This window comes from Chryseobacterium sp. BLS98 (assembly GCF_001045445.1).
Taxonomy (GTDB): domain Bacteria; phylum Bacteroidota; class Bacteroidia; order Flavobacteriales; family Weeksellaceae; genus Chryseobacterium.
Genome location: NZ_LFNF01000002.1, coordinates 84,300 through 109,094, shown reverse-complemented (window position 1 = coordinate 109,094; position 24,795 = coordinate 84,300). Strand labels below are relative to the sequence as shown.

Genomic DNA, 24,795 nt, shown 5'->3' with positions numbered 1-24,795 from the left:
AATTATTTAATGGAAAAAATGATGTATGGGCTGTTCTTCGGAGACAGCATCACTTATGGAGAATATGACGGAGTATTCGGTGGATGGGTAGATATTCTTAAAAGATATGCTTTACAGCAGTTTCATGAAGGAAAGAATGAGCTGATCCTTTTTAATCTTGGAATCGGTGGCGAAACGACAGAAGGTCTGCTGAAAAGAATGCCTTATGAACTGGCAGCCAGAAATTCGGCGGAGGGAAATATTGTTTTTATAGGTTACGGGGCCAATGATCTCGCCAAAAAAAACGGAATTCATATGGTAAATCCCGATCAGTTCAGGAGTAACATCAATGAAGCTGTTCGTCACGCAAAACAATATGCCCAAGACATTTATCTGGTCAATATTCTTCCTGTTTCTCAAAAAGTAGACGGGATAGAAAGCGCAGCGGGAAAATTAAGAACTGGTGAAGAAATCCTTATTTATAATCAGATTCTTAAAGATGCTGCTGCTGAAAACTCACTGCATTATGTTGATTTTTATACGTCTGTTTTAGAAGATAAAGAGATCCTGCTTTCTGATGATGGCGTACATCCCAACGAAAAAGGCTACGGAATAATGGCTGAAACGGCAATCCCAATCATAGAAAAATATTTGTAATGGCTTATTTGTTTTCCTACGGAACCTTGCAGAAAGAAAAGGTTCAGATTGAAACATTCGGCCGGATTCTGAATGGTGAGAAAGATATTCTTACAGGGTATAAATTGGGCAGGGTAGAGATTACAGATCCTGAAGTCTTACGCAAAAGCAACCAGCAATACCATCCAATTTTAGAGTTTACAGGAAATACCAAAGATGAGATAGAGGGAATCCTTTTTGAAGTTACAGATCAGGAAATTTTACAGGCTGATGAATACGAAGTGGACGATTATAAAAGGATTGAAACGGTTTTCAAGTCAGGGAAAGCCGGGTTTATTTATGTTGGAAAGTAAATTTATCTTATTGTAGTGAAATATTAATTTTATTTTTTAGATTTATGCCTACAAATACAATAAGCATTATGAAAAATCTAAAAAGACTAAAAAGACAGGAACTGAAAAACGTAAAAGGTGGAATAGGCCCGTCCTTGATAATTTATCCAACAGATGAAAACGGATATTGCAGCAATCCTCCATATATATCATATTGTGCAAAATTTGATGGCTGTATGACCTCAGAGTCTTGGGATAAATACTGTTCTTAAAGTAAAAGCACTCCTCCGGGAGTGCTTTTTTATTGGAAAATATACTTCCAGTAAACAATAACTCCGGTAATAACTGAAGCTATTGTCATGAGAAGAACCGCTCCTGCGGAAATATCCTTAATAAAGCCAATTCTTTTGTCAAAATCAGGCTGGATGACATCACATATCCTTTCGATCCCAGTATTGAAAATTTCAGCACTTAAAACACCTGCTGAAGCCAGAAGAACGAGCACAGTATCAGCTGCCGAAAGCTTGAAATAGAAAATGAGGATGATATTGATTAAAAAAGCAGCAACCTCAATCTGAAAATTTCTCTCCGTTTTCAGCATCAGCAAAATACCACGGAAAGCGTTTAAGAAACTTTTGTGAATAGGCGGTTTTTGCATAGCTCATTTTTAGCAAAGATAGGATTTGTATTTTGATGAATCGGGATATTCTGGAACTGTTTTTCTATATTGAATTCACCCGAAAATGAAAAACTAGGGATCGGATTTTAATTCAGAAATTAATAATCAGAAGGAAATTCAGGTATTAAATCAAGCCTGAAAACAGCTTAACGATATTTGTTCAAAACTCCTTAAGATTATTTTTTTCATTATAGTTTCTATTTATTATATTTGTAGAAACTTATTTTTAAATCTATGAAATTTATTATTTCAAGTGGTGAACTGCAGAAAGCATTGCAAACTGTAAGTGGCGTAATATCAAGTTCTCAGTCGAGACCGATTTTAGAAAACTATCTTTTTGAATTAGACGGAAATAACGTTACCATTACAGCATCTGATGGCGAGACTACTCTTGTTACTTCTCTGGAAGTAAAGTCTGATGATTCGGGTAAATTTGCCGTTCCTGCTAAAATTTTTCAGGATTTTATCAAGACGTATGGTGAACAGCCTTTAACCTTTGTTGTAAAGGATAACGCAGAAGGAACCGGAAGCCAGCTTGAAATTTTAGATGAAAAAGACAATTTCGCTGTAGCATTGGATAATGCCGATGATTATCCTGAGCTGCCGGAATTTGATGCGTCTCAAAGCGTAACAATGCCTGCCGGAGTTTTATCTGAAGCATTGACGAATACTCTTTTTGCTACCAGCAACGATTCTCTTCGTCCGGTAATGACAGGAGTATTGTTCCAGTTCGGGGAAAATGAAACCAATTTTGTTTCTACCGATTCCCACAGACTGGTTGTATATAAAAGGACAGACCTGATGAATGCCGAACCAATGGAATTCATTATGCCTAAAAAGCCTTTGAATATCTTCAAAAATATTCTGGCAAGCTCCAACGAAGATGTTACCATAGACTTCAATGAGAATATGGCCAAATTTACTTTTGGAAAACATATCTGGATCTGTAGACTGATAGACGGAAAATACCCGAACTATACGGCTGTAATTCCGAAAGAAAATCCAAATGTACTTACGATCAACAGAAACCTTCTTTTAGGAGCAATCAAAAGAGCGTCCATCATGTCTAATAAATCTACCAATCAGGTTAGATTCAAGCTGTCTGCCAATATTCTTCACCTCCATGCAGAAGATACGGAATATGCCAACAAAGCGGATATGCAGATCCCTTGTGACTATAACGGAGAAGACATTAATATCGGTTTCAGCTCTAAGTTCTTAACTGAAATGCTTACTATTCTTGGATCTGACGATATCACCATGAAGATGTCTCAACCTAACAGACCGGGAATCATTGAACCTCTTGATGGTCTTGAAGAAAGTGAAAATATCTTAATGTTATCAATGCCGGTAATCGGATTGTAATATTTAAAATACATAAACTGTAAGAGACTGAATTTTCGGTCTCTTTTTTATTTTATGAGATATGAGGATTTTTGAAATTTTTTTGATCATTCCTTGAAACTCTGAAAATAATACAACATGTTTGCCTGTTCTCATATAAAAAATACATCAAAATAGATAGGAAACAGATAAGAAACTATTTGTTTTAAAATCCTCCCTAAATTTCTCTATTTCTTAAAAAAACACGACATTTGTACGGGAAAAAACCGTACAGGAAAACCGATACGGAAATTCAATAATTTTTTTTTCAAAATATAGCAAATGAAAATATCAAACAACTGGCTTAAAGACTTTATCAAAACGGAACTGAAAACGGAAAGGATCGGAGAATTCCTTACAGATATTGGTCTTGAAGTAGAGGGGATAGAAAAATTTGAAAGTGTAAGAGGAAGCCTGGAAGGTATTGTCGTAGGAAAAGTATTGACCTGCGAAAAACATCCGAATGCAGACAAATTAAAGAAAACAACAGTTGATGTAGGGAATGGTAAAATATTAAATATAGTTTGCGGAGCTCCCAACGTTGAAGCCGGTCAGATTGTTCCTGTAGCTGTTGTTGGAACTAAAATTTATGACAAAACCGGAAACTTCTTTGAGATCAAGGAAGCAAAGATCAGAAGCGAGGTTTCCCAGGGAATGATCTGTGCAGAAGATGAACTTGGCCTTAGTGAAGATCACGGCGGAATTATGGTTTTGGATGAAACCAAATATGAAGTAGGAAAGAATTTTGCTGACTATTTTGAATTGACTAACGATGAAGTAATCGAAATTGGCTTAACTCCCAACAGAACGGATGCCATGTCCCATTACGGCGTTGCCAGAGATCTTCATGCTTTCCTCTCAACCAACCAACAGAAATCAACATTTGAGAAAGTATCTTCTGAAACGGTGAACGGTGAAGGCTCACATAATTTCACGCTGGAAGTGGAAAATGCAGAACTGTGCCCAAGATACATCGGAGCTGTTATTGAAGACGTGAAAATAGCCGAATCTCCGGCATGGTTAAAAGCAAGATTAAAAGCAATCGGTTTAAGTCCAATCAACAATATTGTAGATATTACCAATTATATTCTTCACGGATACGGACAGCCTCTTCATGCCTTTGATGCAGATAAGATTACCGACAGTAAAGTGAAGGTAGGAACCGTAAAAGAAGGAACAAAGTTCACAACTTTGGACGGTGTAGAAAGAACTTTGAACGGTTCTGAAGTGATGATTAAAGACGGAAAAGATAACCCGATGTGTATTGCGGGGGTTTTCGGTGGTGCCAATTCAGGAGTTTCTGATGAAACAAAAACTATTTTCCTTGAAAGTGCCTATTTCAATCCGGTAGCGGTAAGAAAAGGTGCTAAATATCACGGTTTAAATACAGATGCATCCTTCAGGTTCGAAAGAGGAGTGGATCCTAATATGACCAGAACAGCCATTACCCATGCCATCAAAATGATCCAGGAGATTGCAGGTGGTAAACTGGTAGGAGATCTGTTGGAAGAATATCCAAAGAAAATTGAGGATAATTACGTAATCATCAGGTTTTCAAGAATCGAACAGATTCTGGGAACAAAAATTCACAGAGAAAAAGTAAAGGAAATCTTAAAATCTCTTGAGATCCAGGTTTTAAATGAAATACAGAACGGACTTGAAATCTCTGTACCTGCTTACAGAGCTGATGTAACCAGAGAAATTGATGTTATTGAAGAAATCCTGAGAATTTATGGGTACAATAAGATTGATGCTCCGCAGAAAATATCTTTTACACCAGTAAAATTAAGTGCTAACGATCAGGATGAACTTGAAAATAACTGGGCAAGAACATTGCAGAGCCTTGGCTTCAATGAAGCGATGAACAATTCACTTACTTTCGTAAAGGACGAAACTGATGCTGTAAAATTACTCAATCCATTAAGCGGAGATCTTGCTTTCATGAGAAAATCCCTATTGGAAGGACTTCTTCAGAATGCAGTCTACAATATCAACCGGAAGAACCAGGATATCAAATTCTTCGAATTCGGAAAAATTTACCATAAAAAAGAGAAATACGAAGAGAGAAAACAACTTGCCATTCTTGTTACAGGAAGAGATGTTGCTGAAAACTGGCTACAGCCTAAATCTGCAGTAAGCTTCTATAACCTTAAAGCTTATGTAAAAGTTTTATTGGAAAGGCTTGGAGTGGACTATAAAGAAGTTGCTTTGACAGATGAGAGATTCTCTGATGCACTAGCTTATGAAGCAGGTGGTAAAACTTTAGTGAGAATCGGGAAAGTAGCTCCGGTTCTATTAAAGGATTTTGACATTGATCAGGAGTGTTTCTATGCTGAAATCGAACTGGAACTGGCTCAGAAATTGCGTTCTGAGACGGTGCTTACGTTTAAAGATATTCCTAAATTCAATAAAATCAGAAGAGACCTTGCCTTATTGATTGATAAGAATATCAATTACCAGGATCTGTATCAGACGGCGAAAAAGAATAAATCTCCTTTTATCAGGAATATCAACCTGTTCGATGTATATGAAGGAAAAAATCTTCCGGAAGGTAAAAAATCCTACGCGATGAGCTTTGAGCTTCTGAACGAAGAGAAGACATTAGAAGAAAAAGAAATTTCTGAAGTAATGGATTCCCTGATTAAAGCATTCCAGAAAGAATATAATGCAGAATTGAGATCTTAAATCTTAAAGACAATATATCACAGAAACGGACTTTTTAGTCCGTTTTTTGTTTTACTTCCAGATTCTGAAGATTCTACATCATTACAATTCATTATCCAAAATTTCCGGCATAGAAAAATCTGTGTAATCTGAGGGAAAATAAAAATATTTTCAAGTAAAATTGAATAGGAGCGGGCTTTAGTCCGCTTTCAAATGATCCCAAATCCCCGGCTTTGGCCAAAAAATAAAAATAACCTTAATATTTATGATCAATAAAAAATTCAGTAATTAGTATTCTTAAAAAAGTAATAAAATCTTCCACAAACCGTTTAAATAATATAATTTCCTTAAATTTGAGTAAATCAAAAAGAAAAAAATGAAAAATCTTTTTTTAAGTATAGGTGCGGCTGCTATTCTGGCGTCGTGTGGTACAATGACGAGTGCTTCTGCCTCTAAAGTGGGAAAGTCCCAGCCTTCACTGGCCAATACAAAATGGACTTTGGCAGATAATGTGAAAGGAAAAGTTCCTACCCTTAATATCGAAGGTGAAAAGATCAATGGAAACGGAGGATGCAACAACTATTTCGGAACAGCTAAAATAGACCCTTCTACAGGCGATTTTTCTGCCGGACAAATGGGATCTACAAAAATGATGTGCAACAATATGAGCGTTGAGCAGAATTTTATGGATATGGTAGGAAAAGCTAATAAATATGTGGTTTCAGGAACTACGCTGGAACTTTACAAAGACAATTTACTGCTGTTGAAATTCAATAAGGCTGAATAAAATAAAAAGGAACTCGGTTGAGTTCCTTTTTTTATGTTTAGGTAGTTATTATTCTTCCTCTTCTTCGTCGTACTTAGCCAACTCTTCATCGCACCATTTAAATGCAGCTTCTACCACTTTTGTAGCCTCGTCTGCCATAGTTTCCTCATCGTCTCCTTCCAAATCATCTAACCATTCAACTTCTTCTTCCTCTACATTTAAGATGAATCTTGGATATTCTGTATGAACGACGAATAAATCTTCAGGAAATTCCGAATTGTCTGCTAATAAAAACTTTGGTAATTTCATTTTTTTAATATTTTAACTTTAATCAAAGATAAATAAAATTATTGATATCTGTTCTTGTCGATTTTAATTTTTTGCAAAACTTTATATGTAGTAAGGGTGGTTTTGCGGAGCGTATCTTCAGGCTTAAAAGTTATAGTTATATTAGGATTTACTGTACTTAAAAGTTCAGCAATCTGTATTTTATCTAAATTTTCTTCTTTCAAAACAAAAAACTGTATGGGAACCTTATCCAGATTTTCACTTTGTAAAAAGTGTGAAACCTTTTTCCTGTTTTCGAGATAGTTTCCCTTAGAAAGCCAGGTAAAAGCCAATCCAGATAATATGCTTAGTACTGTTATAAGATATGTTTTAAAATTGAAAAGTCGGAATAATCTGTTAAAATAAACCAGCCACACCGGAATGATGAAAGGACCTATTATTCTGTAATCAATAGAAATTACTGAATAAAAATACTGAATAAAAAAAGAACATACAATGCCGGAAATACTGATTACAATAAAAAAATACTCAGTTTCGGAGAGTTTGTTTTTTACCAAAAGATAGATCATTAGAAAAATATTGAGTCCACCAATACCATAGATAATGTAATTGATGAAACCTCCCCCAGGATTTGCAATATGAATAAATGGATTGAATGAGGTGGATAATCCCCGGATAAGTTCTATTAAAAGTTTAGAAGTTGAATGGAGCCCTATCGATAACGCCTGATTGATGTAGTTTTTATTAAAATAATCAATAAATAAAAACTTATATGCCACTACAAAGGCCAGACCTATAATACCGGAAATAATAAATACTGGCGAATATTTTTTTCTGAAAAATAACAAGCCATAGAGACCGGTTCCTCCAATAAAAAATAATGCACTGTATCTTATATTATAAAGGGCAATTAACGAAAGAGAAAGATAAAAAACAGCTTTTCCTTTTTCAAGTTTTCCTGTAATAATCTGCAAGGCGATATACAGAAACAGAAATACAAAAGGGATAATAAGAGCCTCGCTCATAGTATAGGCGAACAGCGATACAAAACTGAATAAACCTAGTACTGCGATAGCCTCACGTTTGTAGAAATCTTTTTTCCAGCAAAAAAAAATGATAAAAAGGTAGGCTGTAATTCCAAGAGCTTTACTTCCCCAAAATTCATCAAACCCGAAAAGGGTAAATAATTTGATACTGGCAGGATATCCAACTGGAGTTGTTGTATTATCTATCACAGGCAAAACATGGGCAAACCTCATAAACCTTATAGAATCTGGGTTTATCCTTCCTTTTTCATTAAATATAAAACGTAGAATGGTCATCATAACTGTGATGATGACCATTGCTATTTGGATATTTTTCTCTCTAAATTTCATTCAAATTATTTCAAAAACATTTTTGAAACTTTTTCAGCTTTTTTGCTTTCAGAATAATCATAGAATCCTTCCCCTGACTTCACGCCCAGTTTTCCGGCCATTACCATGTTGACAAGAAGTGGATTCGGGGCATATTTAGGATTTTTGAAGCCATCATACATTACATTCAGGATGGCAAGACAAATATCAAGACCGATAAAATCTGCTAGTTGAAGAGGACCCATCGGGTGTGCCATTCCAAGCTTCATTACCGTGTCGATTTCCTCTACACCAGCCACTCCGTTGTAAAGTGTTTCAATGGACTCGTTAATCATTGGCATAAGGATTCTGTTGGCCACGAAACCTGGATAGTCATTTACTTCCACAGGAACTTTGCCTAATGTTTTGCTCATCTCATAGATAGCGTCGAAAGTCTCTTTAGAAGTAGAGTATCCTTTGATGATTTCTACCAGCTTCATGATAGGTACAGGATTCATGAAATGCATTCCGATCACTTTATCAGCTCTTTTGGTAGCGGCTGCAATTTTTGTAATAGAAATAGAGGAAGTGTTTGTAGCGAGAATACAGCTGGCAGGAGCCAGTTCGTCCATTTGTCCGAAGATTTTCACTTTTAGATCCTGATTTTCTGTAGCCGCTTCAACAATAAGGTCTGCGCTTCCTGCAGCATCTTTAAGCTCTGTAAACGTGGTGATGTTTCCTAAAGTTTCGGCTTTTTGTTCTTCTGTAAGGTTTCCCTTTGCAATTATTCTGTCAAGGTTAGTTGTAATTGTTTTCAATCCTCTGTCCAGCGCATCCTGAGATACATCTACCAGATTTACTTTGAATCCGCTTTGTGCAAAAGTATGCGCAATACCATTTCCCATGGTTCCAGCTCCAATAACTACAATGTTTTTGATCATTTTTTTTCTTTTATTTTTTATAGATAGTTAAATTTTTAATACCTGTTAGATCAGACTTATAAACAGTCACTTCCGGATCGTAATCCACTGTACCGTCACGGTCCTGTTTTCTATTTTTGTTTTGTAAGGTAATAACAGACTGAAGACCTTTTCTGAAAGTCATTTTCTGTTTTTTACCCAGTTTGTCTGTTCCGATGTATAAAGTAAATTCACCTTCTCTTCCCAGGCCACTTTGTTCCAGGATTTCAAAAGCTTTCAGCTGATTGCTTTTCTCAAACTTTTTCAGATAATCCATCACAGGTTTTGTGGAGGGTGTTCCACAGCAGATGCTACCATAGCTTATGCGTACATAGCTCATGTTTTTTTGTGAAAAAAAGAAGGCAGAACACAAAAAGAAGGTTGCTAATACTATTTTTTTCATATTCATAGTTTTTCCGGGTTAAGAACAAAAATATCGGCGGTTTTCAGCTTTAAAAATAAGCTTAATATTTTACTTATTAAAATCATCCCAGACTGCCTTGGAAATATCGGAAACTATTCTGCAGTTCACTTCATCTGTTTCAATAGAATTGTTTACAAATATGGCAATTGCGTAATGTTTCCCATCAGGAAGTGTGACAATTCCCATATCATTTTCGGCTACAGTAAGGCCGTTATCATACTTTCCGGAAGCACCCGTTTTATGGGCTACAGGAGTGTTTTTAGGCAGCTGTTCGACAATTTTATTCGTCCCTGTTTTAGTTCCTAGCATAATCTGCATCAGATAATCGGTAGATTTTTTGGAAAGCAGTTTTCCGTCATAGAACTTTTTCAGAACCTGTACCGCTGAATTGGCAGTACTGAAATTGTCATATTGGGTCTTCCAGTTTTTATGCATATCATCTTCATTACGTTTGATCTGGAAACCTTTTACCCCTTTTGAATCCATAAACTTCTGAACTGTCTGTGTTCCTCCGATAAGCTTCAGCAGAAGGTCACACCCATTGTTGTCACTTAATGCAACCGTGTAATCCAATACTTCGCCCAATGAAAGAGAAACACTGGCTTCGGGATATTTCTCCCGAATTGGAGACCATGTATTTTCCAGCATATCCTCTTTTTTGAAAAAAAGCTTTTGCTCCAGTGAAAGTTTTCCTTGATCTACAAGGTCCAGAACAGCACAGGCAATATGAAATTTAAAAACACTTAAAGTAGGAAGCGGCTTATCTCCATTTTTGCTTAACCTGAAATTATTTTCAAAACCCAGAACAGAAATTCCTACCGTAGCTTTTTTATCTTCTGTAATAGAATTTATTTTTTGTTCCAAAGCTGATTTCTGAGCTGCTGCCAGTGAAGAAATCAGCAGAAAGAAAATTCCTATTTTTTTCATAATGTATCCATTAAAAAACTCCCTTTTAAAGACTAAAAGGGAGCTGCAATTTAAGATAATTATTACTGTATCTCAAAATAATTGATGTTGGGATTGCCAGTTTCAAAAACAAGCCTGATTTTATTTGTTCCTTTCTTCAGAGAGATATTTTTACCTGAAACCGTTTTCCAGTTTTCGGTTCCTCCGGTAGAAAGAAGTGAAACGGTTGCCAATACTCTTCCTGAAACATCTTCCAGTTTAATACTCGAGGCGGTATTGCTAGAATATCTGATATTGAATGAATAGTTTTTGTCTGATTTTGTTTCAATGGTATACTGGAGCCATTCGCCTGTTTCCGTTTTTCCTACGTAATATTTGTTGGTGATTTTGTCGTGACACAGGTAAATATCCACACCGTCATTTCTCATCTGCTGTCCGGAATTCCATTCGGATCTTTTCTCCGGATCACTTACCCAAAGGTTAATAAAATCTTTGTCAAGATAGGCTGAAGCCATTCTTCCCAAATCATAGTCTGAAGCAAATATCATTCCCGGAGCCTGATGATTTTTGAATGGTTTTGTAGTGTCATCGGTTACCTGTCTGAACATGGCATCTATAACATCATTTTTGATTTCAACATTATTGAATTTGTAATTCTCAGCGATCTGCATCAGCGCTTTTGTTGCATAGTCTTTAGAGGGTTTTTCGCCGCCGTTTTTCCAGTAATTCAGGAGTTTTTCATATTCAGGAGTAATCTTTACATTGGTTATTCCTGCAATATTATCTATTTTTTTCATCGGCCAGAATGCATAGCCAATGTTATGTTTATCGAGAAGCTGGATAAGCTCTGTAAACCATACGTTCGAATTTTCTCCGGTTTCCCCGAGCCAGATTGGGATATTGTGCTTCTTTCTGAGGTCGAGAATAGACTGGATGGTTTCATCATTGTTATAATTCCAGTATTTATGAAAGCTGAATGCCAAATTTTTATCCCAAAGCGGGATCAGTCCGTTGTAATTATTTCCCCAACCGTTTCCTTCAATAAATATAATATGCTTTTTATCCGTCTCACGGATGGCAGCAGTAATATCTTTCTGTAGTTTCCATAGCGGTGCATTCGACATTTCATCGGTGCCATTTGGATTTTTTCCGGTGAAGTTGATATTGGGTTCATTGATCAGGTCATAACCGCCGATCCACGGTTCATCTTTATATCGCTCAGCAAGCTTCTTCCATAAGGCAATCGTCTTTTTCTGATTTTCAATGCTTTCCCACAGTGATGGTTTGGATTTATCATTATCTGAAATATTAACGTCATTTCCCTGTCCGCCGGGTGCCGCATGAAGATCCAGGATCAGATACATTTTATTTGCCGCACACCATTTCAGAAGATCATCCGTCATTTTAAAACCCTCTTCCAGCCATGTGTTTTCCCCTTTTACTGGTTCTTTTTCGATAGGCAGAGTGTACAGATTATAATGCATCGGCAGCCTTACGGAATTAAACCCGGATTTTGCAAGAAAATCTATATCCTCTCTGGTAATGCCATTTTTAAGATAGGCTTTATAGAACTCTTTCATTCCGTCTTCACCAATCAGTTCACTGATTTTTTCTTTAATTTTATACTGAGGACCAGCAAAATCTGCCGTTTTCAGCATATATCCTTCCTGAAGCATCCATCCTCCGAGGCCTAAACCTCTCAGCTGAATATTTTCACCTTTATCATTAACAATTTTCTGACCTTCAGTTTTCAATAATTGTGATGTCCCAAATTGAGACAATAAAAACGCGGATAACAGGATGGCTTTTTTCATAGGAAGTTATTTATTTATATTATTGGAAAGAATTAAAGAATTATGATATTAAGAAGGACAAATATATTTAAAAAATCCAGAAAATATTAAAATTATATAATGAAAATTAATTATTCTTAAACTATAAGAAAAGTGGTGCTGATTCTTTGTATTAAAATATTAAAAGTAAAAAAACTGCATTAGGCTTAATAAAAAAAGACTGTCATTGTTACGACAGCCTGTATTGATAATGTATGATAGTTTTTTAAGAAATCAGCTTTACAATTTCCAGTGCAACTTTCAAAGCTTCTGTTCCGTCTTCCAGGGAAACTTCTACGTTTTTACCGTCAGTGATGGCATCCGCAAAAGAATTTAATTCATCAAGGATTGCATTGTTAGGCTGGATATCCGGATATTCAAATAAAATCTGGTTCTTTTCCCCGTCGGCATTTTCTATGATCATGTCGAAAGGAGTAGGATTTTCAGGTGCGTCTTTCATTCGGATCACTTCTGCCTTTTTCTCGAGGAAATCTACAGAAATATAGGCATCCTTCTGGAAAAAACGGCTCTTTCTCATGGCTTTCATCGAGATTCTGGAAGTGGTAAGATTCGCCACACATCCGTTTTCAAACTCAATTCTGGCATTGGCAATATCCGGGGTTTTACTTACCACACATACACCGCTTGCATGAATGGTTTTAACCTTAGATTTTGCCATGCTTAATAAAATATCCAGATCATGAATCATCAGATCCAGTACCACAGAAACATCCGTTCCTCTCGGATTGAACTCTGCCAGTCTGTGGATCTCAATAAACATGGGGTTCTTAATGTATTCTTTAGTGGCAATAAAAGCAGGGTTGTACCTTTCAACATGCCCAACCTGTGCCTTTATTCCATTTTCCTGACATTTGTGAAGAATTTCTTCTGCCTGTTCAAGCGTTTGGGTGACCGGCTTTTCAATGAAAAAATGAAGTCCTTTTTCAATAGCTTTTAATGCATAATCGTAATGGTAAACTGTGGGTGTCACAATATCCAGCATGTCGATCTGCTCAAGAAGTTCATCAAAATTTTCAAAATATTTATATCCGAATTCGGCTTCTATTTTTTTCCCGTTTTCGGTATCTTTATCGTGGAAACCTACCAGTTCGTACTTATCTGACTGATTAAGAAGTCGTAAATGAATCTTTCCCAGATGTCCGGCACCTACCAAACCTGCTTTTAACATAGATTTTTTTAATTTTTGTAAAGATAAGAATTTTAGGTATTAGGAAATACGTTGTCTATTTTAGGTTGATCGGTATGAATAGTTTTTTTACTTTTGTAGGAACTACTATCACAACCTAATAACTACTTCTTACTAATGATGCATGATTCGTTTGTACATAAAGGGAAAAGAAAGATCCTGGTCGAATATTTAAGACGTAATATAGGAATCTCAGATGAAAATGTACTTTCGGCAATGAGTGAAGTTCCGAGACACCTTTTTATTGAAAGTATTTTTGAGGATTTTGCCTATGAAGACCGGGCATTCCCTATCTTATCACACCAGACTATTTCCCATCCTTCAACAGTAGCAGAACAGTCTGAGCTGCTACAGGTAAAACCGGGAGAAAAAGTACTGGAAATCGGAACTGGATGTGGGTATCAGACGGCAGTTCTGTTGGCTATGAAAGCATTGGTTTATACCGTAGAAAGACAGAAAGACCTTTTTGATTTTTCCAAAAAGAAATTTCGTGAACTGCATTTAAACCCTAAATTTCAGAGCTTCGGAGATGGTTTTGCCGGACTTCCGACTTTTGCGCCTTTTGATAAGATTATTGTTACCTGTGGAGCTTCTGTACTGCCTACAGAATTACTGAAACAGCTAAATGTAGGCGGAAAAATGGTAATTCCTCTGGGGCCTACCGATGAGCAGATTTTATATAGGTTTACAAAAACAACTCCTACCCAGTTCGAAAAAGAAGAGTTCGGGGCTTACAAATTTGTTCCGATGCTGGGAGATACCAATCACTAACGGATATTTTTCCAGCGATAAAACTACAAATCTATTCTCGCACAGATTTTATAGTATACTTTTAACCATTAAGATTAGTAAAGAAGATAAGATTATTAAGAAAAATCAAACGGCTTTTATAAGCGAAGCTAAAAACTTAATATTCTTAACAACTTAAAAGAATCTTAATGGTTAATTTTTATCTCATCATAAGTGCAACAACTCTTAAAAATTTAAAAGTTGATTTTTTTATTTTAATAAAAATTAAGACCGCTTCGGAATAATAATTGAATTCAATTTAAGACCTAATCACTTAAATTTTTATTATTATGGATACGAATAGATTTAAATCATCACACGATTTTAGTAATATTCAGAAAAATCTGCATAATAATCCGGGATATCATACTGAAAGCTATTCCCAGCAGGTAAAGGATTATATGAATGATATGAAAACTAAGAATCAGGAACCTACCAAACATGGCTTTATGGCTCATGCCCAGAAGTCGGCAAAAGAGGTATGGGAAGAAATTCAGGAAATGGCTTCAGAAGCATGGGACAACAGCCAGGACCATTCGGAAAAAGATCAATAATTTTTAATACTTAAGTTAGAGAACCTCACTTTTAAAAGGAGTGAGGTTTTTATTTGAAAATTTAAAACACGAAATCAAACAGATCATGAAAGTATTTGTAAACAGAAGAATTCCGGAAGCAGGAATTAATAGGCTGAAAGAAGCGGGACTTGAAGTTTTTATTCCGGAACATGAAAACCTTTCCCATGAAGAATGGCTGATCTACTGCCAGAATCATGATGCCATCCTAAGTGTAGGTGGAGAATTTAAATACGATAAAGATTTTTTTGATCAGTGTCCCAACATAAAAACAATTGCTTTATATTCCGTAGGTTTTGACCATGTGGATATTAAAGAAGCTAACCGCAGACATATTCCGGTAGGAAATACGCCGGATGTGCTCAGTAAAGCCACTTCTGATGTTGCATTCCTACTGATGCAGTCCGTGGCAAGAAGAGCAAGCTATAATTTTCAGAAAGTAAAAGAGGGCAACTGGGGCGATTTTGATCCAATGCATGCCTTAGGACAGGAACTGTATGGAAAAACCTTGGGAATACTAGGTCTGGGACGGATCGGATTTGAAATGGCTAAAAAATCCCGGGCAGCTTTTGACATGAATATTATCTATCACAACCGCCATCCAAATGAGGAAGCTGAGAAAACGTTAAATGCTAATTATGTTTCTTTTGAAGAACTTATTGAGCAATCGGATATCTTAAGTATTCATGCCAATTTTACCCCTGAGCAGAAAGATCTTTTCAACGGTCCTGTTTTTGAGAAAATGAAAAATAATGCCATCTTCATTAATACAGCCAGAGGTGGTTTCCAAAACGAAAAAGACCTGTATGAAGCACTGATTTCAAAACAAATCTGGGGAGCAGGCCTGGATGTTACCCATCCTGAACCAATGTCTAAAGAAAGCCCGCTTTTGGAACTTTCCAACGTTTGTGTATTGCCTCATATCGGTTCAGCAACCATGGAAGCCCGAACAGGAATGGCAAAGATGGCCGCAGAAAATATTATAGCCTTCTCTAAAGGAGAGAAAATACCTTATTGTGCCAATCCGGAAGTATATTCTGAGAATTCGTAGCAGCTTGGAATTATTTTTGTTCCATACAGATTAACCCTAAATATAAAATATCATGACACCAGAAAACAATACCAATGAACAGAACAGAAAGTTAGAAGAAATGGATTATAATCCCAATGAAGATATATTTAACCAGGAACCTCATATTCCGCTTGATGGCGATGGAAATCCGATATTAAACGAAGAGGATGATGATAAAATAGACAAAGGCCTCGATATCCCCGGAACAGAAGAAGATGATGATATGGAGGAAGTTGGATCTGAGGATGAAGAAAACAATTATTGGAGCCTCAGCGATAACGATGATGACCACGAAGAAGAAAATGACGATGTCCTGACGTAGATTTCAATAGATAATAAAGTAACCTTACTGATTTTCAGTGAGGTTTTTTTATTTTTGGAAAACACCGGTTTTCTGCAGAATATCATTCCCCTCCTCCGGAGGAGGGGATTCGACTGAAAGGAGAAGACGGGGTGGTTAAAAAACACAAAACAAATGAAAGAAATACTAACCCATATCAACGGGGTTCCCATCCATAGGAACTTCGTAGAAAATATACCTTATAATCCACACTTAAAAGTCCTACTAAAAGAAAAACGTAAGGCAGGCATTATGGGTGAAGTTCTTTTCTGGAAAAAGGTAAGGGCCAGAACCTTCCACAATATAGATTTTGACCGGCAGAGAATTATCGGAAACTATATTGTAGATTTTTATGTAAAAACTTTGGGATTGATTATTGAAATTGATGGTTCAAGTCATGATGAAAAGATGGTATATGACGGAATCCGGCAAGAATATCTTGAGTCGCTGGGACTTGTTATCTTCAGAATTACTGATTTTGATGTAAGGAAGAATATGGGTGTTGTGATGAAGGATCTGGAGTATTTTATTATTGAGCATTTCGGGACCACCCCGTCTTCCGGAATTCCCTGAATTCCGGAATCCACCCCTCCGGAGGAGGGGAAACCTTTCTCCACATTATAAATAAGGTTTCAACCGCATTGATACTCTGCAAATCATCTGTAAGCAATCTGCCTCATCAACCCATTTTATCTTTTGCTTTTCCTCCATTTCGTCCTTTCCACCTTTTACTTGCCTATATTTTCTAATTTGAATATCTTTAAAACTTCAAACATTTACTCTAAACATTGAACTCAATAGCAATATGACATTTCAAGAACAGATACAGCAGGGGATTCCTGATCAGCTGCCGCAGCCTAAACCTTACGAAACCAATATCAACCATGCGCCGAAGCGCAAAGAAATTTTAGGAGAGGAAGAGAAAAAGCTTGCTCTGAAAAATGCTTTGCGTTATTTCGATCCTAAGTTTCATGCAGAATTATTGCCTGAATTCAAGGAAGAGCTGGAGAAATACGGTAGGATTTATATGTACCGTTTCCGTCCGGATTACGAGATGAAGGCCAGGCCAATTTCTGAGTATCCGGGAAAATCCGAACAGGCTAAAGCCATTATGCTGATGATCCAGAATAACCTGGATTATGCTGTGGCACAGCATCCTCATGAGCTTATTACGTATGGAGGGAATGGGGCTGTGTTTTCAAACTGGGCTCAGTATCTACTCACGATGAAGTACCTGTCTGAAATGACGGATGAACAAACCCTTACCATGTATTCCGGACATCCGATGGGGCTTTTCCCTTCGCATAAAGATGCGCCGAGAGTGGTGGTAACGAACGGAATGATGATTCCCAATTATTCCAAGCCGGATGACTGGGAGAAATTCAATGCTTTGGGTGTTACCCAGTATGGGCAGATGACAGCGGGAAGTTATATGTATATTGGCCCTCAGGGAATTGTTCACGGGACAACGATCACGGTTCTCAATGCTTTCAGGAAAATAAAAAAGGAACCAAAGGGAGGTCTTTTTGTGACTTCCGGATTGGGCGGAATGAGCGGTGCACAACCAAAAGCAGGAAATATAGCAGGTTGCGTTACTGTTTGTGCAGAAGTGAATCCTAAGATCACGAAGATCCGCCACGAGCAGAAATGGGTAAATGAAATTCATGAAAACCTTGATGAATTGGTAGAAAGGGTAAAAACTGCCCAAGAAAATAAAGAAACCGTTTCTCTGGCTTACCTTGGAAATATTGTTGAGGTTTGGGAAAAATTTGACGAAAAGAATTTAAAGATCGATATAGGATCGGACCAGACATCCCTTCATAATCCATGGGCGGGAGGATACTATCCGGTTGGACAAACTTTCGAGGAATCCAACAGGATGATGGCTGAGGAACCTGAATTATTCAAAGAAAAAGTTCAGGAAACGTTGAGAAGACACGCAGCGGCCATCAATAAGCATACGCAGAAAGGAACATATTTCTTCGATTACGGAAACGCCTTTTTGCTGGAAGCTTCAAGAGCGGGAGCAGATGTAATGGCAGAAAATCCAAGCCTTGGAAGAGAGTTCAAATACCCGAGCTATGTTCAGGATATTATGGGGCCTATGTGCTTCGATTACGGTTTCGGGCCGTTCCGTTGGGTATGTACCAGCGGAAATCCGGAAGACCTGCAGAAAACGGATGATATTGCATGTGCTGTTTTGGAGGAGATGGTGAAAAACTCTCCGGAAGAGATCCAGCAGCAGATGAAAGACAATATCCAGTGGATCAAAGGAGCTCAGGAAAACAAACTTGTCGTAGGTTCGCAGGCGAGAATCCTGTATGCGGATGCAGAGGGAAGAATGAAAATTGCCGAAGCATTCAACAATGCTATAAAGAACGGAGAGATTGGGCCTGTAGTTCTCGGAAGGGACCATCATGATGTTTCCGGGACGGATTCGCCTTACAGGGAGACTTCCAATATCTATGACGGTTCAAGATTTACCGCAGATATGGCGATCCACAATGTGATTGGCGACAGCTTCCGCGGGGCTACATGGGTATCTATCCATAACGGTGGCGGAGTAGGCTGGGGCGAAGTCATTAACGGTGGTTTCGGGATGCTGCTTGATGGTAGCTCAGAAGCAGACAGAAGACTGAAATCTATGCTTTTCTGGGACGTAAACAACGGAATCTCCAGAAGGAGCTGGGCCAGAAACGAGGGCGCTGTTTTTGCCATTAAAAGAGCTATGGAAGTAGAACCCAATCTGAAAGTAACGCTTCCGAATTTTGTGGATGAGAGTTTATTTTAAAATTTTTTAGATATAGAAAAACCTGCCGTGAGGCAGGTTTTGTCTTTTTATGATACAGATTTATAATCCATGCTTTATATTTTTTGTGTTTGCTCACTTAATCTGCAAAATCTTATCATCATGGCTTATCTGTCCCATAATTTTCTGATGAATTTTATTAGTTTTGGCGGTTCACTATCGGGATCCGTTTCTTTTGTCAGGATTTGTTTTTCATGCGGAGTTGTAGAATTAGTATGCTTATTTTCATAGTTTTTCATTTGTAACTCAAACTTTTCATCTTCATCAGATGGTTGTTTTAATGTTGAACCTCCTTTATGTGCATGATTAATATAATTTTTCGGCGGTTTGGGTAATGTATCTTTACATTTTTCAGAGCACACATTCACTAATAATGGTAATACATCCGTACCAACCGGAAGTGAAATCCACAATTGGTTTGTCTGTTCATAGCTCATCATTTTATTGCAAACGCTGCATTTTATTGTTTCGCCTGAGTAACGAATGGGATTGTTTGCTAAATCAGGAAAACCCATCCTGTTTTTAAAATTGCCGTAAATCGCTCTTGTACTCACACGGCTGTCTTTTAAATTTTTACATTTAGTAATTTCATAAGGAAACCAATGTAAGCTATAAGAAGTATAAGGATCAAAGTATTCCAGCGATTCCATTTGTCCTATTTCAGGAGGAATGCGTTTAAGTTGACTCCCATACAGCCATACCTTTTTTACTTTCTTTAGTTTTGAAATCGTTTCCGGAAGAGTATGAATTTGAGAAAATAGCTCATATCCAAGTTCTTCTGCTGGAGAAAATTCTTCTCTTCCATCTTCGGCAACCTGATCAATGTAATCACAGATTTTTTTCCATGCAACAGAATTTTTATCCTGTACATTATTTTCAATTTTCTTTATTCTATCATTCATATCAGTTATATGTTTTTTGTGATCCTGTCAGAATTGTCAATCAAATATAAAAAAATTGATCTGTATTTTATGAATATGAGAAAACCTGCCGCGAGACAGGTTTTAAAGAGTTTTATTGATGAATTATTTAATAATTAAATCAATTAACATATGACATTTCCTTGATTTTCTTTTTCTTTTTTTGCTAACCCTATAGGCTCTTCATATCTGCCATTAACTCCTAGAAAACTTCCCTTTGGATGATACTTTCCGTCGCTTCCAAGAAAACTTTCGGGTAGATGATAACGTCCATCACTTCCTAAAAATGACCCTTCATAATGATATTTCCCATCTGCACCCAAAAAACATCCTTGTGGATGATATTTTCCATCTGCACCTAAAAATGCTCCTTGAGGATGATATTTACCATCACTTCCAAGAAATGAACCTGCAGGATGGTATTTTCCATCAACTCCTAAAAAACTTCCTTTTCCATGATATTTTCCGTCAACCCCTATTGTCGATTTTCCGGAATGATATTTACCATCACTTCCAAGAAATGAACCTGCAGGATGATATTTGCCATCAACTCCTAAAAAACTTCCTTCTTCATGGTATTTTCCATCAATTCCTAAAAATTTTCCCATATATATAATATTTTATCAAATCAAATATAAAAAAATAAAATTACTCACACTTACGGGAAACCATAATCTCCAAACATCCTGTTTACAACCTCCCAACCCCTCCGGAACTCTAAAACACTATCAAAACAAACCTCCGACTTCTCCGATGGTTACAAACAATATTGTTTATGACTTCCGGAGATCTGCGGAAGTCTTCTGCAAGTTGTGGGAAACTTATGCAGAGCTTCGGAGATTTATTTCGGGGGTAACAAAAAAAATAGGGGTGGGGCTTTTTATTAGCCTTGGATAATGCTGTTTTTTTGTTTCATGGTAGACGGTGGGAATGAGATGGTGTTTTTTTAACGCAAAGTTTTTATAATGGCAGCTTATTATTTTAAGGGATGCAAAGGGAGGCTTCGCCACTGATGAAGGTGTGGAGACAAACGTGCGCTTCATCAATCAATCGTAGATTGATTCCTTCTTTGCAACCTTAAAATCTACAGTTTAGAAATTGAAACTTTGCGTTAAAAACAATGGATTAGAATCTTGTGCATGCCGCCAGCATGAAATTCTATCTATTATCAAGTCGCTCACTAATTCTGTCTCTATATTTTGGCATTTCTATATTTAAATATTCGATGCCTTTATCCGTCAAACTTATTGATAGTATTTCATTGCATGGATACCAAGAAACAGGGTTATTGAGTAGGTTATCTATTTCTTTCTTGTTGATTATTTCAACTCTCTCATTCAATGTCAAATCTTTGTATTTTTCTAGAATTACCAGATCTTCTTGTAAAATTTCAGTTAAGATAATTCTGGCAATCTTATACTTGTCTTCAATGGCCAGATCGAAACTACCTAACTCCCATGTTAGTTCGTATATTCCCGGATTGCCTTCTTCTGCGTTGAGAAGAAAAACCAGTTTCTCAATTTTCAAATCAATATCTTCAAATTTTTTTGTCATTATCATTGGTGTTAATCCGTCTATCAAATATAAAAAAAGAGACTGTAATTAAAAAGCTTCCAACCTTTATTCAAAACAAAGCATCTTTATTATAAAAGATCCTTATGAAAATTACCATACCCCAACCATGTCACGAAAACTGGGAAATCATGACCCCGGAAGAAAAAGGAAGATTCTGTTCTGTTTGTTCCAAAACAGTGAGAGATTTTACAGTAGCTTCCGACGAGGAAATTATCAATGTCTTTTCCCGTTCGTCAGAAGATATCTGCGGAAACTTTTATGAATCTCAGCTGAACAGGAACCTGCAGTATTCGTCCCTCAATTCAGTTCTTGTGAAGTTTGCAGTAGGTTTTATTCTTACTACCAGCGGATTTGTTGCTGTAAACGCGCAACAAAATGTGGCCCACGATACTTTAAAAGCAGAACAATTAGAAGTCGTGCTTTACGCGGTGAAACCAAAGCAAAAACAGCAGCAGATAGTGGCGGGAGCGCCTGTTGTGGTACAACAAAACCTCCTAGCGAATGCCAAAGAAAATAAGTCGGAAGAAATGTTTCCAAAACTTCAGGGAGTAGTAACTAACCCAATGCCAGCATATAATCAGCCGATAAGAATCGGAGGAGCAAACTCCAGTTTGAGGGAAGATCAGAAACCTTTGGTAGTCATGAACGGGAAAATAATCAGTTTAAAAGATTTGCAGGAAGCAGATCCCAATGCCATAAAAACCATGAGGATTCTGAAAGATGCCGCTGCCACATCAATGTATGGCTCTAAAGCTCAAAACGGAGTGATCATAGTGACTGCGAAAAGGAAATGGAAAGTGAAGAAATAATATTCGGGTTCGGCGATCGAAGATCGCCGAACCCGAATATTAAATTGATATAAACCAAAAGCCTACTTTTTCACTGCTGCAATGGCTGCTTCATAATTCGGTTCGTGCGAAATATCTGCAACCTGCTCTTCATAAATGATTTTTCCTGAAGGATCAATCACCACAACAGCTCTGCTCAAAAGTCCTTTCATTACAGAATCTGTAATTTCCACACCATACGTCTTCCCGAAATCTGAACGGAAATCCGAAAGCATCACCACATTCTTGATTCCTTCCGCACCGCAGAACCTTTTCTGGGCAAAAGGAAGATCTTTGGAAATACAAAGAACCACTGTATTCGGAATATTACCCGCATCTTCATTGAAATGGTGCACAGATGCCGAACAAACCCCTGTATCTACACTTGGGAAAATATTAAGGATAACGTATTTCCCTTTGTAAGAATCCAGAGTCTGGTCTTTCATCGTGACGTCCGTAAGGGTAAACTTGGGTGCAGGTTTATTCACTGCAGGTAATTTGGAATGCGTGTGCACAGGCTTTCCTCCCATCAGAACAGTATTCTGGGCGAAACTGAATACTGAGAAAAGGAATACAGCACTGAAAATTAATCTTGATACCATGAATTTTATTTTTAAACAAAATTATTCTTTTTTTAGAAGCGGTTTGTTAATTTTAATTCAAACAGCCATTAAATAGAACAAATCTATCAGTTAGCTATTTTTTTTACCGGCTGTAACCTCTACCTTTATTCTGTAAAAGGTAAAATTTACATTCAAATTATCAAAAAATAAAAATTTATGGATTCAGTCAACAAAGCGTTATTTCAGAATATTTTTAAAAGCGAAAACGAAATTCCCGAAGAATATAAAGTTCCCGAAATCCATCAGAATGTTTATCTTCTGAATGGTGAGCTTGTAGAATGGAAAGGGGAGGTTCAGAATATCTATTCGCCCGTTTGTATCCCTACAGAAAATGGTCTGGAAAGAAAACTTCTGGGGAGTATTCCCAATATAGGCCCGAAGGAAGCAATGGATGTTCTTGAAGCTTGTGTGAAAGCTTATGATAACGGCCTTGGAGAATGGCCAACAATGTCTGTAGAAGGGCGCATTCAGTGTATGCAGAAGTTTGTTTATCTGATGATTGAGCAGCGCGATCTTGTGATTAAACTGCTGATGTGGGAGATTGGGAAAACCCTGGCAGATTCTACCAAAGAATTCGATAGAACTGTAGATTACATCAATCAGACAATTGATGCCCTAAAGGACCTCGACAGGGAATCTTCCCGTTTCCAGCAGGCGGAAGGGACCATTGCACAGATCAGGAGGGCTCCGCTGGGCGTTGTTCTGAGTATGGGGCCATTTAATTATCCTTTAAATGAAATCTTCACTACGCTTATTCCCGCCCTGATTATGGGAAATACCATTTTGTTCAAACTCCCAAAACATGGCGTTCTGGCTCATTATCCGCTACTGAATGGCTTTAAAGAAGCCTTCCCGAAAGGAACTGTAAATACCCTTTATGGAAAAGGTTCAGAAATCATCACTCCGATTATGGAAAGCGGAAAAGTGAATGTTCTGGCCTTTATCGGGTCCAGCAAAGTGGCCAATGGGTTGAAGAAACTGCACCCTAAAGTAAACCGTTTACGTGCCATCCTCAGTCTTGATGCCAAGAATGCTGCAATTGTAACAAAAAATGCCGACCTGAATGTTGCGGTAAGTGAATGTATTCTGGGAGCTTTATTCTTTAACGGGCAACGATGTACGGCACTGAAGCTTATCTTCGTTCAAAAAGAGATTGCAGAAGAGTTTACTGAAAAACTAAGCGCAGCCGTTTCAGCAATGAAAGCGGGTCTGCCGTGGGAAAAAGATGTAAAAGTGACCCCGCTTCCGGAAGTAAATAAGCCGCCTTACCTGAAGGAATGCATTGAGGATGCTTTAGCCAAAGGAGCGAAAGTATTAAATGAAAACGGAGGATTCACGGAAGAGTCTTTTGTATTTCCTGCAGTGGTTTATCCTGTAAACAGCGACATGAAACTGTATCATGAAGAGCAGTTCGGGCCGGTAATTCCGGTAGTTCCGTTTGAAGATATTGAGGAGCCTATTGATTATCAGGTAAATGCTTCACATGGGATGCAGGTAAGTATTTTCAGTGAAGATCCGCAGGAAGTTTCCAGGCTGATTGATCCGTTTGTGAATCTTGTGAGCCGTGTGAACATCAATTGTCAGGCACAGCGGGGTCCGGATGTATTTCCTTTTACCGGCAGAAAAGACAGTGCAGAGGGTACTCTTTCTGTATTTGATGCGCTTCGCTCATTCTCGATCAGGTCTTTGGTAGCCGCGAAACTGACGGATGCCAATAAGAAATTATTAAATACAATCGTCCGGGAACATGACTCTAATTTCTTAAGTACAGATTATATTTTCTAGGCCTTTTTTAAACTCTATTTAACATAAAATAATAATCCTCAATAAATTTCTTTATTTTTTGAGGATTTTGTATTTTCAGCCGTGAAGTTTTTAG

The 24,795-nt window shown here is 37.4% G+C and carries 26 protein-coding genes; 14 read left to right on the top strand and 12 right to left on the bottom strand.

All coding sequences use genetic code 11. The annotated features are described in order from the left end of the window. The first annotated feature begins 9 nt into the window (after positions 1-9). The 3 genes from ACM40_RS05490 to ACM40_RS20735 all read left to right on the top strand — a co-directional run bounded on the left by ACM40_RS05490 (position 10) and on the right by ACM40_RS20735 (position 1,219). Positions 10-636, top strand: coding sequence for an SGNH/GDSL hydrolase family protein (locus ACM40_RS05490; RefSeq protein ID WP_083996796.1), 627 nt, complete (start codon positions 10-12; stop codon positions 634-636). Continuing rightward, on the top strand, positions 636-968 hold the full coding sequence (locus tag ACM40_RS05485; RefSeq protein WP_048501841.1) for a gamma-glutamylcyclotransferase family protein: 333 nt from the start codon (positions 636-638) through the stop codon (positions 966-968). Before ACM40_RS05490 ends, ACM40_RS05485 begins: the two co-directional genes overlap by 1 nt. 68 nt (positions 969-1,036) lie before the next feature. Then, positions 1,037-1,219 carry a bacteriocin-like protein gene (locus ACM40_RS20735; protein WP_228376144.1) on the top strand — a complete coding sequence of 61 codons (183 nt, stop codon included), beginning with the start codon at positions 1,037-1,039 and terminating at the stop codon, positions 1,217-1,219. A 29-nt stretch (positions 1,220-1,248) separates the two neighbouring features. Here the strand turns inward: ACM40_RS20735 and ACM40_RS05480 are convergent, their stop codons facing one another. Further along, positions 1,249-1,605, bottom strand: coding sequence for a diacylglycerol kinase family protein (locus ACM40_RS05480; RefSeq protein ID WP_048501840.1), 357 nt, complete (start codon positions 1,603-1,605; stop codon positions 1,249-1,251). Between the two features lie 255 nt (positions 1,606-1,860). On the opposite strand from ACM40_RS05480, the gene dnaN reads away from it, so the two are divergent. From dnaN to ACM40_RS05465, 3 genes are all read left to right on the top strand, one after another. Then, positions 1,861-2,991, top strand: a complete 1,131-nt coding sequence (gene dnaN, locus ACM40_RS05475) for a DNA polymerase III subunit beta (RefSeq protein ID WP_048501839.1) — start codon at positions 1,861-1,863, stop codon at positions 2,989-2,991. A gap of 300 nt (positions 2,992-3,291) precedes the next feature. Next, positions 3,292-5,694, top strand: a complete 2,403-nt coding sequence (pheT, locus tag ACM40_RS05470) for a phenylalanine--tRNA ligase subunit beta (RefSeq protein ID WP_048501838.1) — start codon at positions 3,292-3,294, stop codon at positions 5,692-5,694. 355 nt (positions 5,695-6,049) lie between these two features. Then, positions 6,050-6,460, top strand: coding sequence for an META domain-containing protein (locus tag ACM40_RS05465; RefSeq protein ID WP_048501837.1), 411 nt, complete (start codon positions 6,050-6,052; stop codon positions 6,458-6,460). A gap of 48 nt (positions 6,461-6,508) precedes the next feature. Here the strand turns inward: ACM40_RS05465 and ACM40_RS05460 are convergent, their stop codons facing one another. The 7 genes from ACM40_RS05460 to ACM40_RS05430 form a co-directional block, all read right to left on the bottom strand. After that, complete coding sequence (locus ACM40_RS05460; RefSeq protein ID WP_007845674.1) at positions 6,509-6,748, bottom strand: hypothetical protein; 240 nt, start codon at positions 6,746-6,748, stop codon at positions 6,509-6,511. Positions 6,749-6,786: 38 nt separating this feature from the next. Then, positions 6,787-8,103 carry a hypothetical protein gene (locus ACM40_RS05455; RefSeq protein ID WP_048501836.1) on the bottom strand — a complete coding sequence of 439 codons (1,317 nt, stop codon included), beginning with the start codon at positions 8,101-8,103 and terminating at the stop codon, positions 6,787-6,789. A 5-nt stretch (positions 8,104-8,108) separates the two neighbouring features. Beyond that, positions 8,109-8,999, bottom strand: coding sequence for a 3-hydroxybutyryl-CoA dehydrogenase (locus tag ACM40_RS05450; RefSeq protein WP_185097186.1), 891 nt, complete (start codon positions 8,997-8,999; stop codon positions 8,109-8,111). Between the two features lie 13 nt (positions 9,000-9,012). Then, on the bottom strand, positions 9,013-9,423 hold the full coding sequence (locus tag ACM40_RS05445) for a hypothetical protein (protein ID WP_117614862.1): 411 nt from the start codon (positions 9,421-9,423) through the stop codon (positions 9,013-9,015). A 69-nt stretch (positions 9,424-9,492) separates the two neighbouring features. Then, positions 9,493-10,371: a CGA/CIA family class A beta-lactamase gene (bla-A, locus tag ACM40_RS05440; protein WP_048501833.1), complete on the bottom strand. Its 879-nt coding sequence runs from the start codon at positions 10,369-10,371 to the stop codon at positions 9,493-9,495. Positions 10,372-10,433: 62 nt separating this feature from the next. Next, positions 10,434-12,164: a cellulase family glycosylhydrolase gene (locus ACM40_RS05435; RefSeq protein WP_048501832.1), complete on the bottom strand. Its 1,731-nt coding sequence runs from the start codon at positions 12,162-12,164 to the stop codon at positions 10,434-10,436. 244 nt (positions 12,165-12,408) lie between these two features. Continuing rightward, positions 12,409-13,371 (bottom strand): Gfo/Idh/MocA family protein, encoded by a 963-nt coding sequence (locus tag ACM40_RS05430; RefSeq protein ID WP_048501831.1) that lies wholly within the window; start codon positions 13,369-13,371, stop codon positions 12,409-12,411. Between the two features lie 138 nt (positions 13,372-13,509). Here ACM40_RS05430 and ACM40_RS05425 point away from each other — a divergent pair, with 138 nt between their 5' ends. From ACM40_RS05425 to ACM40_RS05400, 6 genes are all read left to right on the top strand, one after another. Next, on the top strand, positions 13,510-14,160 hold the full coding sequence (locus ACM40_RS05425; RefSeq protein WP_048502834.1) for a protein-L-isoaspartate(D-aspartate) O-methyltransferase: 651 nt from the start codon (positions 13,510-13,512) through the stop codon (positions 14,158-14,160). A 308-nt stretch (positions 14,161-14,468) separates the two neighbouring features. Next, positions 14,469-14,732 (top strand): hypothetical protein, encoded by a 264-nt coding sequence (locus tag ACM40_RS05420; protein ID WP_048501830.1) that lies wholly within the window; start codon positions 14,469-14,471, stop codon positions 14,730-14,732. A gap of 85 nt (positions 14,733-14,817) precedes the next feature. Beyond that, entirely contained in the window at positions 14,818-15,801 is a 984-nt protein-coding gene (locus ACM40_RS05415; protein ID WP_048501829.1) for a 2-hydroxyacid dehydrogenase, read from the top strand. A 52-nt stretch (positions 15,802-15,853) separates the two neighbouring features. After that, positions 15,854-16,144 carry a hypothetical protein gene (locus ACM40_RS05410; RefSeq protein ID WP_048501828.1) on the top strand — a complete coding sequence of 97 codons (291 nt, stop codon included), beginning with the start codon at positions 15,854-15,856 and terminating at the stop codon, positions 16,142-16,144. A gap of 153 nt (positions 16,145-16,297) precedes the next feature. Next, positions 16,298-16,735 (top strand): endonuclease domain-containing protein, encoded by a 438-nt coding sequence (locus tag ACM40_RS05405; protein ID WP_048501827.1) that lies wholly within the window; start codon positions 16,298-16,300, stop codon positions 16,733-16,735. A 232-nt stretch (positions 16,736-16,967) separates the two neighbouring features. After that, positions 16,968-18,953 carry a urocanate hydratase gene (locus ACM40_RS05400; RefSeq protein WP_048501826.1) on the top strand — a complete coding sequence of 662 codons (1,986 nt, stop codon included), beginning with the start codon at positions 16,968-16,970 and terminating at the stop codon, positions 18,951-18,953. 125 nt (positions 18,954-19,078) lie between these two features. Here ACM40_RS05400 and ACM40_RS05395 read toward each other — a convergent pair whose 3' ends face one another. The 3 genes from ACM40_RS05395 to ACM40_RS05385 all read right to left on the bottom strand — a co-directional run bounded on the left by ACM40_RS05395 (position 19,079) and on the right by ACM40_RS05385 (position 21,445). Further along, entirely contained in the window at positions 19,079-19,873 is a 795-nt protein-coding gene (locus tag ACM40_RS05395; protein ID WP_117614856.1) for a leucine-rich repeat domain-containing protein, read from the bottom strand. A 143-nt stretch (positions 19,874-20,016) separates the two neighbouring features. Next, positions 20,017-20,499 (bottom strand): hypothetical protein, encoded by a 483-nt coding sequence (locus ACM40_RS05390; protein WP_048501825.1) that lies wholly within the window; start codon positions 20,497-20,499, stop codon positions 20,017-20,019. 550 nt (positions 20,500-21,049) lie between these two features. After that, positions 21,050-21,445: a hypothetical protein gene (locus ACM40_RS05385; RefSeq protein ID WP_131705332.1), complete on the bottom strand. Its 396-nt coding sequence runs from the start codon at positions 21,443-21,445 to the stop codon at positions 21,050-21,052. Positions 21,446-21,549: 104 nt separating this feature from the next. Between ACM40_RS05385 and ACM40_RS05380 the strand changes: the two genes are divergently transcribed. Next, on the top strand, positions 21,550-22,275 hold the full coding sequence (locus ACM40_RS05380) for a TonB-dependent receptor plug domain-containing protein (protein ID WP_048501823.1): 726 nt from the start codon (positions 21,550-21,552) through the stop codon (positions 22,273-22,275). Positions 22,276-22,337: 62 nt separating this feature from the next. Here ACM40_RS05380 and tpx read toward each other — a convergent pair whose 3' ends face one another. Next, positions 22,338-22,895 (bottom strand): thiol peroxidase, encoded by a 558-nt coding sequence (gene tpx / locus ACM40_RS05375; protein WP_083996795.1) that lies wholly within the window; start codon positions 22,893-22,895, stop codon positions 22,338-22,340. Between the two features lie 177 nt (positions 22,896-23,072). Between tpx and ACM40_RS05370 the strand changes: the two genes are divergently transcribed. Further along, positions 23,073-24,701 carry an NADP-dependent glyceraldehyde-3-phosphate dehydrogenase gene (locus ACM40_RS05370; RefSeq protein WP_048501822.1) on the top strand — a complete coding sequence of 543 codons (1,629 nt, stop codon included), beginning with the start codon at positions 23,073-23,075 and terminating at the stop codon, positions 24,699-24,701. Positions 24,702-24,795 lie beyond the last annotated feature (94 nt).

Coding starts and splice junctions, on each gene's coding strand:
- ACM40_RS05490 (WP_083996796.1), top strand. CDS start 10: ATGGAAAAAATGATGTATGGGCTGTTCTTCGGAGACAGCATCACTTAT.
- ACM40_RS05485 (WP_048501841.1), top strand. CDS start 636: ATGGCTTATTTGTTTTCCTACGGAACCTTGCAGAAAGAAAAGGTTCAG.
- ACM40_RS20735 (WP_228376144.1), top strand. CDS start 1,037: ATGAAAAATCTAAAAAGACTAAAAAGACAGGAACTGAAAAACGTAAAA.
- ACM40_RS05480 (WP_048501840.1), bottom strand. CDS start 1,605: ATGCAAAAACCGCCTATTCACAAAAGTTTCTTAAACGCTTTCCGTGGT.
- dnaN (WP_048501839.1), top strand. CDS start 1,861: ATGAAATTTATTATTTCAAGTGGTGAACTGCAGAAAGCATTGCAAACT.
- pheT (WP_048501838.1), top strand. CDS start 3,292: ATGAAAATATCAAACAACTGGCTTAAAGACTTTATCAAAACGGAACTG.
- ACM40_RS05465 (WP_048501837.1), top strand. CDS start 6,050: ATGAAAAATCTTTTTTTAAGTATAGGTGCGGCTGCTATTCTGGCGTCG.
- ACM40_RS05460 (WP_007845674.1), bottom strand. CDS start 6,748: ATGAAATTACCAAAGTTTTTATTAGCAGACAATTCGGAATTTCCTGAA.
- ACM40_RS05455 (WP_048501836.1), bottom strand. CDS start 8,103: ATGAAATTTAGAGAGAAAAATATCCAAATAGCAATGGTCATCATCACA.
- ACM40_RS05445 (WP_117614862.1), bottom strand. CDS start 9,423: ATGAAAAAAATAGTATTAGCAACCTTCTTTTTGTGTTCTGCCTTCTTT.
- bla-A (WP_048501833.1), bottom strand. CDS start 10,371: ATGAAAAAAATAGGAATTTTCTTTCTGCTGATTTCTTCACTGGCAGCA.
- ACM40_RS05435 (WP_048501832.1), bottom strand. CDS start 12,164: ATGAAAAAAGCCATCCTGTTATCCGCGTTTTTATTGTCTCAATTTGGG.
- ACM40_RS05430 (WP_048501831.1), bottom strand. CDS start 13,371: ATGTTAAAAGCAGGTTTGGTAGGTGCCGGACATCTGGGAAAGATTCAT.
- ACM40_RS05425 (WP_048502834.1), top strand. CDS start 13,510: ATGCATGATTCGTTTGTACATAAAGGGAAAAGAAAGATCCTGGTCGAA.
- ACM40_RS05420 (WP_048501830.1), top strand. CDS start 14,469: ATGGATACGAATAGATTTAAATCATCACACGATTTTAGTAATATTCAG.
- ACM40_RS05415 (WP_048501829.1), top strand. CDS start 14,818: ATGAAAGTATTTGTAAACAGAAGAATTCCGGAAGCAGGAATTAATAGG.
- ACM40_RS05410 (WP_048501828.1), top strand. CDS start 15,854: ATGACACCAGAAAACAATACCAATGAACAGAACAGAAAGTTAGAAGAA.
- ACM40_RS05405 (WP_048501827.1), top strand. CDS start 16,298: ATGAAAGAAATACTAACCCATATCAACGGGGTTCCCATCCATAGGAAC.
- ACM40_RS05400 (WP_048501826.1), top strand. CDS start 16,968: ATGACATTTCAAGAACAGATACAGCAGGGGATTCCTGATCAGCTGCCG.
- ACM40_RS05395 (WP_117614856.1), bottom strand. CDS start 19,873: ATGAATGATAGAATAAAGAAAATTGAAAATAATGTACAGGATAAAAAT.
- ACM40_RS05390 (WP_048501825.1), bottom strand. CDS start 20,499: ATGGGAAAATTTTTAGGAATTGATGGAAAATACCATGAAGAAGGAAGT.
- ACM40_RS05385 (WP_131705332.1), bottom strand. CDS start 21,445: ATGACAAAAAAATTTGAAGATATTGATTTGAAAATTGAGAAACTGGTT.
- ACM40_RS05380 (WP_048501823.1), top strand. CDS start 21,550: ATGAAAATTACCATACCCCAACCATGTCACGAAAACTGGGAAATCATG.
- tpx (WP_083996795.1), bottom strand. CDS start 22,895: ATGGTATCAAGATTAATTTTCAGTGCTGTATTCCTTTTCTCAGTATTC.
- ACM40_RS05370 (WP_048501822.1), top strand. CDS start 23,073: ATGGATTCAGTCAACAAAGCGTTATTTCAGAATATTTTTAAAAGCGAA.